The following is a 15,856-nucleotide window of genomic DNA, read 5'->3' as shown; positions in this document are numbered from 1 at the left end:
CCGTCGACAAGGGGCGGCAGTTGGTAGGCTCCACAGTTGTTGACGTCGTTGGGGGCATCGGCGACCACGGGGGCGTCAATGTTGATGTCGAAGCTCTCCTCATCAAAACAGTTGGGTATGGTACCGGTCTCGTCATAAATATAGTAAGTACCCGAAGAGAGAATGTTTTCGCCAGGAAGATATCTTGTACCGCCAGCATTAGGAGCGTCATAGTAAGCTTCGTTACCACTCAAGTTGGTGCCGAGAATATTGGGCAGGAGGTAAGAGCCGCATTCATTTTGGTTGCCAGGGTTGCTGGTAATGTCTGGCGTAATGTCTTCATATCCTATTGTAAAGACTTCATTATGTAAAAAATCAATTCCATCAAAATAAGCATTGCCAGCTATATCAACATTTGAGACATCAATTATTCTTATAGGACCTGAAGTAAAATCCCCATCCCCATCGGTATCTATCAATAATTTTAATCCACAATTGTTTAAAATATCTGACCCAGAGAGATTTACACGTAGGCTTACGCCAGAGATTGGTGTTCTTCCTGCCGAAGTTTCTTTTTGTACCCTCCATTCACGACCAATTCTATCGTTGATGCCGGCAGGGAGTTCTGTATTGTCTACATTGATAGTATTATCATCATTGGCCCAAAGGAGATAGTTGTGGTCATAAGAAGAGCCGTCCCCATCAATGGTAGTTCTGGAGAGATCTAAATTGTCTGTACTGAAGTCTGTATTGGTGGACATGGTTACAATTGCATCTGAATTGACACTTTTGGAAATGCGCTGATCTATATTATAGCGTAACTTTGTTGCTGTACCGGTGTCTCTATACCTATCTACACCGATACCGGCAATATCATGTTTATAGGTTGGGTCTGTTTGCCAAATAACAGTTCCATCTGCTGCGACGTAATCATAAGTACCATTGCCAACGATGCTCCCCAATTGCCCTCCGTCACTTAATGTAATACCATATTTAATGGCCAGATAGGTTTCTATCCTTTGAATAAAGCTGTTGGGGAGGGCAGCATCTGCCAATAAAATTTCCGCTATATCTCCGGTAAGGTTACGATTGGAATCATTACTATTGAAATGCTTACCCAATCTGTTGTAATAGTAAAGTTGATTGTCCGCAAAAGAATCGTTTCTTGTTACATTTATATCTTCAATACCATTTACATAGGTAATCAGGTCTTCTTGTTCGAAGCTTGTTTCTCTTGAAAGCACCCCAATGGTTGGCTCTCCCAATAAGTCTATACCGCCGCTTTGAAAAAAACCGCCAGCATCACCAGACCATGTTCTGCCCACGGAAAAACGATTGTTATCTGCCACACCTAAAGACAGGTTTGTGGTCCAATTATCTGCATCGAATGAGGTATGATGTACGTCTATATCCCCGCCAAAGAGCAAGCGTTGTGTTTCTGCCGTATTACCTGCTCCGACAGCTTTGAATACGATAAACACGGTAACGTCATCTCTAGAATTGGAACGAAAGTGCAAGGCTTGTCCAACTCCACCACCTGCATTGCCATCGAATTGAATCACGGGGTTGAAATTTATGTTATCTATGCTATTGTTAGCCAAAATGGGTTCTCCTGGTATTGATCCTGAAGGAGTAAGGAATGCAGGATTGCCAAAAGGATAATCAAAACCTGCAGGAGGAGCCAAGGGATAGGCTATTGGGGCTGGATGAAGAACCGCATCCTGTGAAGTGAAATCAACAAAATCTGACCATATCGTAACAAAATTGCCATCTGGAGGGGGTAACGGAGTAAGCAACCACATTTGCGTGGATGGGTCTGGCGGAGAGTAGGGTAGAGATGGATTGTTTACAGCTCTTCCTGCCATAAACCAAGTATCTACTTGTTGTCCAAATACTAAAATGTTTGAAAATAGAAAAGAAAATATAAGAATATGACGGATAATACGATGACTAAATTTGAAAGTTTGAGCCAAGGCATAAAATTCTTTTTTTGCTCTTGTGCAGCAAGTTGGGCGAGAGGGTAGAAATTTGATCATGCGCAAGTAGGTTTTACTCATGTCTTTCCACTGAAGAAAAAAACAGAATGTTTGTATTTATAAAATAACTCACTTAAAATTGAAGAGAAGAGGTACAATTAATCTATGGGCATTTACAATTGACCAAAAGGCCAAATGGATATATATGGAAAACCTAATTTGATGATTATTTGAGGTTTATCTCTACCTTGAAGATGTGTGGCTTGACTCTTTACCATTGATCTAAACAAAGAAGCCGCCAAGAAATATTTCTTGGCGGCTTTACTATCACTGTATTTAAGAACACTTGTATTACACCAAACCTTATATTCTTAATCAAATCATTGAAATATGTACAGGATAGTTATTTTATAAGGTTTATTTCTACACGTCTATTTTGCTTTCTTCCAATTCTATTTGTGTTTGATGCTATAGGTTTATCTTCTCCAAACCCGACGGCTGTTAATCTACTGGAAAGAATACCTTCGTTGATCAAGAAGTCACGGACTGCATTTGCTCTTGCCTCTGATAATTTTTGATTACTTGAAGCACTTCCAACACTATCTGTATGACCTTCTACTGTAAACTTTGCATGCGGATACTCGTTTAGAATTTGAATGATATCCACCATGGTGGAGACCGATTCTGGTTTTATGGTGGCTTTACCAGTATCGAACAAAATGGTCTTAGCATATTCATTTAGCTGTTTTTGAACAGCTTTGGTTACCTCTGGACAGCCATTGTTTTCAACCGGACCGAAGGTGTTTGGACATTGGTCATCAATATCCACCAAGGTATCTTTATCAGTATCTGGACAACCTTTGTTTTCTATTTTTCCAGCATTATTGGGACATCTGTCGTTTTTGTCAATTAAGCCATCCCCATCCGTATCTGGACATCCGTTGTATTGTTCTAGACCATATATGTTAGGACAATCATCATCTTTATCAAAAATGCCGTCATTATCTGAATCCTTCCATGGGCAGCCCTTGTTTTCTTTTGGACCTGCCACTTGTGGGCAATCATCATCTTTGTCTAAAGTACCGTCACCGTCTGTATCTTCCCAAGGACAGCCATTGTTCTCAATTGGCCCAGGGGTTTCTGGACAGGCATCCGATTTGTCCTCTATACCATCATTGTCTTTGTCTCTTAACTTGTTTTGATAAAATGGAAGCTTGACCCCAGCATATAAGTCAAAGGATTTTGATGTATCTCCTATTAAAACCGACATAATGGATCCTGACCCCAAATATACTGGCCCGAAACGAAGTCCTGCTCCCCATTGAAATCCAGCATATTGAACCACACTCAAGGGAGAGTAAAGACTGAATAAAGCACTTTCATATCTTGGAGTCACTGAAATTTCGCTCAATACCCTATTGGTATTTATCTTGTTTCTTGTTGTCAAAGGGATATCAGTATTGAGGTTTACATAGAATTTCGAATTTAAATTCCAATCCATATTTGTATGAAGTGCTGTGGGCAAACTTGAATTGACAGACGGGGTTTGTGAAATAAGATCAAAACCTTGTTCCAAAGATTCTTCAAGGTCCTTACCGTCGAAACCATCAATATCCTGTATTTTGTTAAGGTCGTAGGTGCTCTCCCTTCCTGAGGAGTTTTTTATTTGCCCGATATCCGTTACAGAGACTCCAAATTTTAATTTGTACTTGTTTTTTCCTTTGTTTATTATGGAACTTCCATTGGCATCCAATTTGGTGTAACTTTCATATTCTGGTCTCCATTCATAAACTAAACCTAAATCTGCACCAAATCCACTGCCATTGTTTATATCAAAATTGCCACCATCATCTGAGATGGAAGAGTTTGCAAAGATTAATTCCCCTGAAGTTTCCACCAATCGGTTACCAGCATTATAGTTTACTTCAACACCATCGGCATATATGTAGGCATGCCCCGCGCTTTGCAAGTATTTTAATGAAACACCTCCTTTTATAAAATGTTGGTTGTTGTTCAATAAAACACGGGCATAGGTCACTCCGATTTCTGCCCATACATTGGCTGAACCAGAAATTAAGCCTTCATTAATCAAAAAGTCTTGACTTTCCTCAAAGCCTCCTTCTTTTTCTATTAGGGAACCATCTACGTCGTTAAGATTAAAAAAGCCACGACCTCTAGTAAAAAAAGCCACTGAAGATTTTTCATTAATACCAAACATTACTGAGGGCCCTAAAACATCTATGTTCCAAGCCAAAGAGTTGTTTGGTGATGGAGTCGTATCAGCTTCGTCAAATACATCACTGTAATCGGCAAGGGCATCTTTGAGTTTGAAACCGATATAATCATTTCCAAAGAATGCACTTATACCGATAAGATTTATATCTAACTTAAGTCTTGAATCTGCAATATTTGCCGGATTGGTGATGATTCCGTGAACACCATTGTAATTGTCGGATAGGAATCCAGTATAAGATTGTGAATTGCTAATGTTTGTTATACCTATGAGCATAATGCCCAGCAATATTCTTTTTAGATACATTTTTTTAAACTTAAGGTTGATTTTCGCTTTTATGATTTGGACAAAGAGAGAATAAATATGTGCAGGTATGGTACTAAAATGAACGAATGCTCTTTTTCAATTGATATATTGAGAAGTTGAACTAACAATTGGATAAAAGGCAACTTCGTTGTATACTTAAGTATATTCTCTGGCAATACCATGAAGAAAAGAGTCATATGTAAATGACTCTTTTTTAGGGATATAGGCTAAATTCAAAAATGTTTTTAATTTTTTTTGCTTAATCCATTACTACCAAGGAATTCATTTAAAAATTCCTTGGAGTAATAGAATCCTCAACTAAACTAAACACTTTCCATGACCAATGGTTCAAGAAGTGCATTGCTATATATGAGCGTTATCATGTATTGAAATTGAACCGAACATTTTAACGCATTTCATGATACAAACATACTATTGAACCACGTATTCAAAGTACAATACCTTATGGATACCTTATTTGATTTCATAAATGAGCGTTTTGACCTAACCGTTCGCCAAACGATAGCTTAACTAAATATGAATGTATTGCGCAAAACGTGGTAATAAGATGTTTGGGATGACTTAAATAGTGGGTAAATTATTCTTGGTCTTTTCCCAAAAATGATTATTGAATAAACGTGTACAACCCATAATAGCACCTTTTTCCATATGGTGTGATATATGTATGTGCAGAGAAAGATTGTTCGCATTAAGATATTCTTGTAGTGCTTTTCCGAAGCAGAAATAAGCTTTGGATATATTTCCACCCAATACTAATGTATCTGCTTGAAACCTTTCTAGCCATGGTGCTAGAAAATCGCCTAATTCTTTTCCAAAGGTGTCAAAAATCTCTTTTATGTTATTATCCGTATCATAGCTATCGACCAGCTCTTTTACCCCTTTTACCGTTTTACCTGTGGCTTTATGGTAGGCCTTGATGAATCCTCTGGTTGAAAAGTAATCATCTGCCATTCCTTCTTTGTACGGGATATTCCAAAGGCATCCATTTGGCGGAACAGTAGATCCAGTGACCACTGGAATTCCATCATCAATAAAACCAGCCCCCAACCCTGTTCCCAATGTAATGCATAACTGCTTTTTATTTTCTTCCGATTTTGACAACCAAGCTTCTCCTACTGCAAAAGAAGTAGCGTCGTTTAAGAAACGCATTGGCAGCGAATTCTTATGAGATAAAAAGGGACGAAGGGCTTCTTCTATTTTAATTTGATAAAGGGCACCATATTTAAACCCTTTGGGGTATTTGGCCATTCCTGCTTTGTAATCGAACGGACCTGGAATGGCAAAGGCAATACCTTGTAATTCAATTTCTTTAGCAATCGTAAGCGTTTTATTAAGGGTGTTGGCCCATGTTTGCATAATACTGGTTAAAGACTCCATATTTGCTACATGGCTAGTAGCATAAGATTCTTCAATGATTCGCTTTTCATGTACAGATACAATTGCGGAGGATATATGGGTTCCACCAATATCCACGCCAATTACATAGGCTTCTTTTTCTGGCATGGCTAGTTTTTTATTGGTTTTACTTGATATCCCTTCAAACCATAAAAAATAAGATAGGCATAACAAAATATTGGAACTATAAAGGACAGTTGAATGCCTATTTCATCTGCTATCGCACCTTGAACAATAGGAATTATGGCACCACCAACAATCATCATTACCAATAGGGAAGAGGCTTGACTGGTATACTTACCCAAATCTTTAATTGCCAATGTAAATATATTGGACCAAAGAATGGAATTAAATGCTCCGATAGCAATAGCACTCCAAAAAGCTACTGCTCCATTTGCAACAATCATGATTCCCAATAATATAATGACTATTGAAGCAAACAAGGTAAGTACTCGAGAAGGTTTGGAACCTCCTATTAAAAAGGCAACATAATTGATGACCAAAAAGAATATGAAGAATTGTATTTGTGCAAAGGGAATTAATTCTAAGGAGAAGACACCGTCATTATTTTGTACACCCGTAACTAGATAAATCACCATAAAAGAAAGTATGGAAAGGCATGCCATAAGGAGATACTTTCTTAATTTATCTGTCATGCTACCCATAGCTATGGACCCTAAAAACCTACCAATCATGGCACCTCCCCAATAATAGGACAAGAATACACCTCCTTGTGCTTCATCCATTCCAGCAATACTGTCCAACTTAAAGAAATTGATGAGAAAACTCCCTATGGTAACTTCACCACCCACATAAACAAAAATGGCTATCATTCCCAAGACAACATGTTTGAACTTTAGCACATGAAGCCCTTTTTCCAGTGTTTCTGTATTCTTAAATGAAGGTAGTTTTATGAATTTGATAATCAGTGCCAAGAGGAAAAACAATCCTCCATAAATTAAGTATGGCATTTTTAACGAGTCAACGGTTATCTCTCCGTTAGAAAAGACTTTGTATAGTAATAGCGCGCCAACTAATGGTGCCAGAGTGGCTCCAAAAGAATTGAAACCTTGTGCAAGGTTTAGTCTGCTCGAAGCAGTCTCGGGTTTCCCTAAAATTGCCGCATAGGGATTAGCTGCGATTTGCAAAATGGTGACTCCCGAAGCCAATACGAACAATGCACTAAGAAAGATGCCATAACGCTGAAAGATTGCCGCAGGATAGAATAGGCAGCAGCCTAATCCACAAAGTATTAATCCTATAATTATTCCGTTTTTATATCCAATTTTTGAAATAGGATCTCCCTTGCTGACAGAAACTATGAAATAAATCAATGAAATAATGAAGAAAGCACCAAAGAATGCGAATTGTATCAACGCAGCTTGAAAGTAACTCAGCTCAAAAACTTCTTTTAAATGTGGAATCAAAACATCGTTCATTACCGTAATGAACCCCCACATGAAAAACAAAAAAGTAATGGTTAGAAATGGTTTGCGGTAATTAGTCGGTCCATTGGACTGAGCTACATTGCTACTAGGTATACTTGCCATAAATTGGTTGGTTTAATTGGTCTTTTCTCTAACAGAGAAAAATTGGAGAACATCGTTATTATTGGCCACCAAAATCTTTTTTTGCTTTTGATGGGTGTGCATTTTTATTTTTTTAGCATCACCTTTTGCGAAAAAACCACTTTCCAGATTATTTTTTGGGGTGAAATTTCCTTTTCCATTGCCGAGTAATAACAAGCCAGTCCCAGCATCATTTCTGGGAGTTTCTACCTCAGATACAAATAGATTTCCAATGCTCAGTACATCTAGATGCCCATCGTTGTTGAAATCATCCACCAACATATCATTAATATTGGAGAATTGTGCCATTCTGGGTAAGGGAGATATTTTAAAACGACCCTCTCCCAGATTTTCTATATAGGACGATTCAAAGGTTTTAGCTTTATAATGTAGCGCGTTCTCGAGGTTTTTAGATCCATAAACAGATTCTAATTCCAGGGAGGCAAACTTGTCGTATTTCTGAATTTTGTTTTTCAACGCCGGAACTTGTTCCGAAGAGCAGGAAAAACCCCTTAGTGGAAAATGCTTGTCATCATTATAGTAGCCTAATACAATATCGTACTTTTCATTACCATCAAAATCATTGTAATAGACATCAAATGGTTTTTCTGCGGTAGTTTTATATTTATAATTTAAACCCAGATTTCCTGAAATAAAATCTTCATCACCATCATTGTCAAAATCGCCCTTGGCAATACTAAACCACCATCCAGAGGTGTCTGCTAAATCTGGGTTTTCTGTTTTAGTTAGTCGCCCATCTTGATTATTGAATATGGTAATGGGCATCCATTCCCCTGCTAGAATCAAATCGGTATCACCATCTAAATCATAATCAGACCATATTCCATCCGTGACCATTCCAATATTTAGTAGGTCTGGGGCAATACTATCGGTTACGTTGACCAGTTGGCCATCATTATTTTGCAGTATGGTACTAGCTGTTGGTTTGGGGTATTGATGCGGGAGGTGTCTACCACCAACAAAAATATCTATATCTCCATCATTGTCATAATCTTCGGCAATCACTTTGGAACCGCTGATACGGTATGCATTAATAATGGCGGCTTTGGAAAAATTTCCATTTCCATCATTCAAATACAACCTGTCTAGGTAATGGGGGTCGTTTACAGGATATTCATTGCCCCCACTTACCACAAAGAGATCTTTATGACCATCATTGTTAATATCGGTAAATAGGGCGTCAACATCTTCATAGGGAGCTTCACTTTGCAATAATTGTTGGTTAGAAAGGTCGTACCCACCATTTTTATTTTGCAGGTAAATGGCCCCACTTAATCCTGTAGCTCCTCCAATATATATGTCTTCTAATCCGTCATTGTTTACATCTGCAATAGCTAGTGCTGGACCAAATTGGGATAATTTATGTGGCAATAATACTTGTTGTTCATAGTCATCGAATTCGTTTTCTACGTGCCTGTGTTTTAACGCGAAGGTGTTGGTTGTTTCATCAAAAACGGTATTCCTTTTTTGTATAGTTCGCGCAAAAGAAAGTCCCTCATCCATATGAATTTGATAGGTTTTGTTGGCTGCTAAGTTGCGCTCAACACTTTTGGTGTTATTGGGCCATACTATTTCTATACTGTCTGTTTTTTTTGCAGCACCCAATCCAAAGTGGACAAACGGTTCGCTTGTAGAATAAATGCCTCTAACATTAGTGGTCTCAATTACTTGCACCTCACCCTCTAAATGCAATGTAACTCTAGCACCAAAGACCGGCTTGTTATTTTTTTCTTTTAATTCTAAACGAATGTAATTGGCATTGGAAATTTTTTCAGAGTTGTTGCGGTATACAAATGCTTCCTCATTAATATTATTGACTACAATATCCAGGTCTCCATCATTGTCCAAATCTGCATAGGCTGCACCGTTAGAAAATGAAACTTCATTTAAGCCCCATTCTTCCATGGTCTTCTGAAATTTTAAGTTGCCTTGATTTTTAAAAGCATAGTTTCTTAGTGGTTGTGATGGAATTGGGGCAAGGGCTTCTTCTAGGTTGATAATGTCAAATACAGATTTTAGGTTACCACCATCGGGATTTTTTTGAATCCAATTTAACCTAGTTTTATTAATATATTCTGCAACCTTTTTATCACCATCTGTATTTCTTATGTCTTTGAGTAAACCGTTGGTTACGTAAACGTCTTTCAATCCATCGTTATCAAAATCGGCAACTAAGTTAGACCAACTCCAATCTGTAGCTGCCATGCCAGTAAGTTGGGCCACATCGCTAAAAGTTGCATTTCCATTATTTAATTGAAGCGTATTATACATATACTGATAATGACCTCCATCTTCAAGAACTTTCCAGAATGAATTGCGATCCATTCCACTCATATTGGATTTTAAACGGAAATTATCCTCAGGTACCATATCCAAAACAAAAATGTCCAAAAGGGAATCATTGTTGATATCGGCAATGTCCACACCCATACTGAAATAGGAGATATGGTTGAAAGCGGTATCTATTGTGTTAGTGAAGGTGCCGTCCTGATTGTTTATAAAAAGAAAATCTGGGGCGTAAAAATCATTGGCAATATAAAGATCTGTCCATCCATCATTGTTTACATCGCTGGCGGAAACCCCATTGGGAAAACCAACTAAATCCAAGCCAGTGGACTGGGTAATATCTTGGAAGCTTCCATCAAGGTTTTTATAGAGTTTTAAGCTGTATTCTGGTTGAAGCAATTCTGTCCCTTTAAAAGAGGATAAGCTTCCTGGGTTGGGAGGTTGTGTAAGTAAAAAGAGATCTAACAGACCATCCTTGTCATAATCCAAAAAAGTTGAATGGCGGGTACGTTGGTTGTTAGCTATTCCTAACTTTTGGGCGGATTCTATAAAAGTGCCATCACCTTTGTTAAGATACAGTAAATTGGTACGCCACTTTGGGTTGTCATCATAGAGTTCCCTGCTTACATAAATATCTTGGTATCCATCATTATTTATATCTGCAATGGTAACACCAGTGGACCAACCTCCATCATCTAAAATTCCAGAGGTCTGAGTAACGTCTTCAAATTTTAGGTTACCCCGATTGAGGTATAACTTATCTGAAACTTGATTCCCAGCAAAATATAAATCTTGAAGACCATCATTATTAAAATCACCGATACCAACGCCAGCTCCTCCGTAAAAATTGGCATATCTTAATATGTTATGTTCTTTGGTATCTTCAACATTGTTGGAAAATAATACTCCAGTATGTTGAGATTCCATTAATGTGAATCTTGGTGGTATTGCATTCGTCTCTTGTGAGCATGCAAACCAAATGGGAATACCCAATAGGATAAAAAGAAGCAGCTTTGTGATGGTTCGCTTGATCATTAATCCAATATACTTACTTTGAAACAAAAATAAAGGAGAGTTGCCTCTCCTTTATTCAAACTACTAACTCTACTTAAAATTAAATTAAAAAAACTAAACGAATTATAAATAACTAATGATAAAGTACTTGTTCTTTACTGTACATCCCACCAAACACGCGTGGTCAATTCATCTGGACCTTGTCTTGCAACGGCCGCAGCATAATTTTCCGGATTGTTGGTTTGTTCACTTTCCGAATATGACATTCTCCTTGGAATGGTCCCATTGGTTACGTTACCAGGGAAGTTTACCGGAATCAATACAGGGAAACCGCTTCTTCTCCAATTAGAGAAAGCCTCATATTCATTTAGGAAAGTAGCTGCCCAATATTGCGTATTAATTTGTTCTAGCGCATTGCCAGCATCATATGGATTATTGGTCAAATAGGTGTCAATATCAGTTGAAGGAATTATACCGCCATCGCCATACATTGCCAACATTTCCATAGCAGCTCTAACTCCATTGTTATAATGCGTTTCTGCATCACCACCAAGACCCCAGCGTACATTGGCTTCTGCTAACATAAACTGAACTTCTGCATAGGTTTGAAAGAACATAGGTGCGTCCCGCCCAGTAATAAGTAATCTGTTGGGCTCTGTAAAAGCTTGGGTGTTTTCCTCACCTGTGGCATCCAATAACGTAGCGTTACTCAATCCATTAGGAAGACCTTTCTGGGATGCTACATCTAATCGTTCGACGTCAGTTCTTTCTATATTGTTTCCATCTGGATCATCCTCACCTGTATCTAAAGGTAATGATCCTAAAATAGTTAGTCTAGGGTCATTTCTGTCAGCCATAAAATTAACAAAGGTTTCACTCAACCTAGGACTGCCATCTGTTAGAAAAACTTCGCCATTTCCATTTTGGTTAACACCTGCTGGTCCTTCAGTATGAGGAACAAAGAAAATATCCGCATTGGATTCCATTACCCCACCTGCTATAGCCGTGGTGGCCCAAGATTGAGCAGCTGCGGGATCAACTTTTATTAACCTTAATCCTAACCTAAGCATTAATGAATGCGCCAATCTTTTCCACTTAGCTTGATCACCATTATAAATGATGTCCGCATCTCCATAAGCAGAAGTACCTGAACCCAATATTGCAGCTGTTTCCTGTAATTCGTTAAGCATGTCCGCATAGATTTCACTCTGTGGATCATATACAGGCTTGGTAATACCTTCTAAAACCGCTTTTCCTGCTTCGCTGTAAGGAACATCTCCGTAGAGGTCTGTTAATCTAGAAAATACGAATACACGCATTATTCTGGCAATCGCTTTCATTTCATCAGGAGCCCCTTCCTCATCTAATTGGAACAACAAATCTTGCAATGTTTTAACGGCATTGCCATAATATCTGTCCATTAAAGACGAAGCATAGCCTCTGTTCCAGGTATATTTATCTCCGTCCCAAAAACTGGCAGTATTTGCCATATGTTGCATCATGGTGGACTGGTAGATCAAACCAGCACGCCAATTGTCATAACGCTCGCTGGAAGCAAACAGTTGCGCTGCAGTTAATTTGTTTGCAGCATTTACTTGAACTGGTTTTAAAGGGTTAACGTTCAAATCTTCAAAACCTTCATCGCATGCACCAAATACTAGTGCAAACAATAGAATATAAATAGCTTTTTTCATAATTATTTTTTTTAAAACTTAACGTTAAGACTTACACCATACCCTCTTGTGGTAGGAACTCCAAAATATTCCAGTCCTTGAGAGTTACTTACATTATAAGCACTTTCTGGATCTACGTTGTCAATACTTCTCTTAATGTAGAATAAATTTTGAGCCAATAAGTTTATTGTGGCACTTTTAATAAATGTCTTTCCTAAGATGGCAGTAGGGAACGTATATCCCAAACTTAATTGTCTAAACCTGATATAATCGGAATCTTCCACAAACTCTTCGGCAATATCATTAACTCTTCCCCAATAGGTTTGTAAATTTGCTGGTGCTACGGTAGCAGTAAAGGCTGTACCTGTACCAGTATCGGCATCAAATGTTGCTCCGTCAATTCCAGAAACGGCTAAACCACCTTCTCTACCCTCTATGGTTTTTTGATGTAGTCCTGTGCCATATGCAGTTGTATTTGTTCCTGAAAACAATTGTCCTCCAAATTTTCCGTCAATCAAGAAGTTAAGGTTAAAGTCTTTGTAACGAATGGAATTTGAAAAACCGATGGTCCAAGGTGGAACACCATCCCCTAGGATTTTACGCTCTCCCTGACGTGCTATTGGCACACCGTCATCATCAATGTCATATACAATGTTTCCATTATTGTCTCTTACGTATGAAGTACCAAAAATAGTTCCATATCGTTCTCCTACAACATGTGCTATTCTAACATTCCTTGTACGCGGTTCATCAAGGAAAATAGGATCTCCAGCATCGTTTGTGCCCACAACTATACCTTCATTGAATGAGGCATTAACCGAGGTTGTCCATTCAAAATTCTGAGTGCGTATCGGTGTGCCACTGATTAGTAGTTCAACCCCTTTGTTTTCAATCTCACCAATATTGAATATTGCATCATTGAATCCAGATCCTACAGAAGTGGTCACCTTAACAATGTCACTTGTTATTTGATTGGTATAATATGCGAAATCCAATGATAATCTATTTCCAAAGAACCGTGCATCAAAACCAATTTCAAATTCATCCTTATTCCATGGAACAAGATTTGCATTTGGAACGGTGCCTCCAGTTATTCTTCCTAAGGGCTGCCCCAAGTGTCCTTGGTCAAAAATTTCATAAGTCAATGCTAGTTGATATGCTTGATCAGCACCTCCTGCAGTTTGGGAAAATCCACTACGTAGTTTTAGGAAATTAACGAATGTTGGCATCTCAAACATATCCGATAGAATTAAACTTCCACTAACTGAAGGATAAAAATCGTTATTAGAGGTCTCCTTACCAGGAAAAGAGAGGGTAGAGAACCAGTCATTTCTTCCGGTAAAAGTTAAATATGCATATCTGTTATAAGAGAGTTCCAAAGAACCGTAAACCGATCCTATTTTTCGTTCTCCGAAATTATTAAGATCAGGATCGAAATTTCTGTCTCTGGATTGGCGTGCGGTGTTCCCCACATCTTCTAAACCTGGAACAATAAAATCATCTCCTCGCTGTCTTAAAACTTCATGGTCAATACTATTTCTGTTCGCTCCAACAAATGCATTCACTGCGAATTTCTCTGTGATATCCTTTTCAACGCCTAGAATAATATCGGAATCTACTTGGCTGTATCGATATTCGTCTTCTACGATGGAACCTAATGGTTGAAATGCAGTACCAAAGGGTGTTACATTTGTTCTGCGTAAAGTGTAATGATCAATACCTGCCCTGGCTGTTACATATAGCCAGTCCAAAACATCATACCGAAGCGTAGCAGAGGCAATGAGTCTATTTCTTGTGTCTTCATTTCTGAAATTAAAGGCGGCAAAATATGGGTTCTGAGAAAAGACATTATCAGAATATTGTCTTTCACTACCATCTTCATTTACAGCAGGATTCATAAACCTGACATCTACATTTGGAGATAGTAAACCAACGGTAAAGTTGGCATTACCTGGTGCATCCGAAAGTCTTGGTCTGTTTTGTACATCTTCTATACTATATTTGGCGCTAACCTGTGCGGTCAACTTTTCTGCCAACACAGCCCCAGCATTCAAAGCAAAAATCTTCCGATTCAATCCTGAATTTGGTGTAATGTCATCATTGGTAAAGTCTGTAAGTGAAAACCTTAGGTTGGTATTTTCCGTTCCACTAGACATCGCTACTGTGTTAATAAAAGTAGTACCTGTTCTGTAAAAGTGCTTCAAATTACTACCTACATAGGAATAGGGCCTTTCAACACCATCCCATTGGACTACCTGTGAACCATCCAGTCTAGGACCCCAAGAACTAAGGCCAGCTTCTAAAGCTTCAGCTTGGCTTGCAGGTTTTTCACCTAATAGTCCTTGCCCGTATGTTGTTTGAAAGTCTTGTATTGAGGTGTCAACTACATCAAAATTTGCTGTACTTGTAAATTCAATTCCAAAACCCTCTTGTTTACTACCGCTCTTGGTTGTTATTAGGATAACACCGTTACCACCTCTAGAACCATAAAGTGCAGCAGCTGAACCACCTTTAAGTACAGAGATAGATTCTATTTCATCTGCGTTAAGACTGGAAATACCATCACCACCATCGTTACCGCCCCATAAACTGGCAGCACCATTATTTTCGTTACCTATTGGAATACCATCCACAACATATAAAGGTTGATTCCCTCCTGTTAATGAATTGTTACCCCTAATAATAACCCTACTTGATCCCGCAGCACCAGTGGCATTTTGTGTAATGTTTACACCAGCAATCTTACCTTGTAAGGAGTTAATAGCATTGGGCGTCTTTATGGTAGCAATTTCTTCGCTTCCAACTTGTGTGACCGAATACCCAAGTGCCTTGGTTTCTTTTTTGATACCTAGGGCAGTTACCACAACTTCTCCAAGTAATTCTACGTTTTCAGATAGTGTAATGTTAACGGTTGATTGTCCGCCAACGGCCATTTCTCTTTCGGTGTAACCGATTGCAGAAAATACCAGAATGGCTGAATCTCCTGAGACCGAAATCACGTAGTTTCCGTCAAAATCAGTAGAAGTACCATTTCTAGTACCCTTTTCCACCACATTAATTCCGGGAAGTGGTCCTCCCGTATCAGCATCCGTGACGGTTCCTGTAATTCGTTTTCCCTGTGCCATCATTCCTTGAATGCATAGAAGAGACACAAGCATTAGAAAGTAATGAAGTTTTCTGTTCATACTATTTGAGTTTGGTTATTAGTTTCGAAAAGCTTAATACAAGCTTAATGTTCGCATTATAAATGTTTAAATTCCTTATATATATCAGAAAAAATTTCGACTAATAACAATGGTGAAAAGCTAAAGAACATGGAAATCCCATTATTTGAAATGGTTATTTTGGGCATTAACAGTGGCTTTCGTACTTATACACTTGAAG

General features: G+C 38.4%; 7 protein-coding genes. All 7 read right to left on the bottom strand.

Annotated elements, in window-relative coordinates; translation table 11 throughout:
• The coding region (locus FVB32_RS03030; protein ID WP_187269484.1) for a hypothetical protein at positions 1-2,015 on the bottom strand (2,015 nt) is incomplete at its 3' end.
• A 343-nt stretch (positions 2,016-2,358) separates the two neighbouring features.
• Positions 2,359-4,494: a DUF5723 family protein gene (locus tag FVB32_RS03025; protein ID WP_147741104.1), complete on the bottom strand. Its 2,136-nt coding sequence runs from the start codon at positions 4,492-4,494 to the stop codon at positions 2,359-2,361.
• A gap of 582 nt (positions 4,495-5,076) precedes the next feature.
• Positions 5,077-6,018 carry an ROK family protein gene (locus tag FVB32_RS03020; protein ID WP_147741103.1) on the bottom strand — a complete coding sequence of 314 codons (942 nt, stop codon included), beginning with the start codon at positions 6,016-6,018 and terminating at the stop codon, positions 5,077-5,079.
• A 2-nt stretch (positions 6,019-6,020) separates the two neighbouring features.
• Positions 6,021-7,460, bottom strand: a complete 1,440-nt coding sequence (locus tag FVB32_RS03015) for a sugar MFS transporter (protein ID WP_147741102.1) — start codon at positions 7,458-7,460, stop codon at positions 6,021-6,023.
• Between the two features lie 12 nt (positions 7,461-7,472).
• Entirely contained in the window at positions 7,473-10,820 is a 3,348-nt protein-coding gene (locus tag FVB32_RS03010) for a VCBS repeat-containing protein (protein WP_147741101.1), read from the bottom strand.
• Positions 10,821-10,954: 134 nt separating this feature from the next.
• The gene (locus tag FVB32_RS03005) at positions 10,955-12,493 is read right to left on the bottom strand and encodes a SusD/RagB family nutrient-binding outer membrane lipoprotein (protein WP_147741100.1); all 1,539 of its coding nucleotides are present in this window, start codon (positions 12,491-12,493) and stop codon (positions 10,955-10,957) included.
• An 11-nt stretch (positions 12,494-12,504) separates the two neighbouring features.
• Positions 12,505-15,657, bottom strand: coding sequence for a SusC/RagA family TonB-linked outer membrane protein (locus FVB32_RS03000; protein ID WP_147741099.1), 3,153 nt, complete (start codon positions 15,655-15,657; stop codon positions 12,505-12,507).
• Positions 15,658-15,856: the final 199 nt, after the last annotated feature.

The organism is Flagellimonas hymeniacidonis (assembly GCF_008040165.1).
GTDB lineage: Bacteria > Bacteroidota > Bacteroidia > Flavobacteriales > Flavobacteriaceae > Flagellimonas > Flagellimonas hymeniacidonis.
The sequence above is the reverse complement of the archived record's forward strand: the minus strand, read 5'-3'. Positions and strand labels throughout refer to the sequence as shown.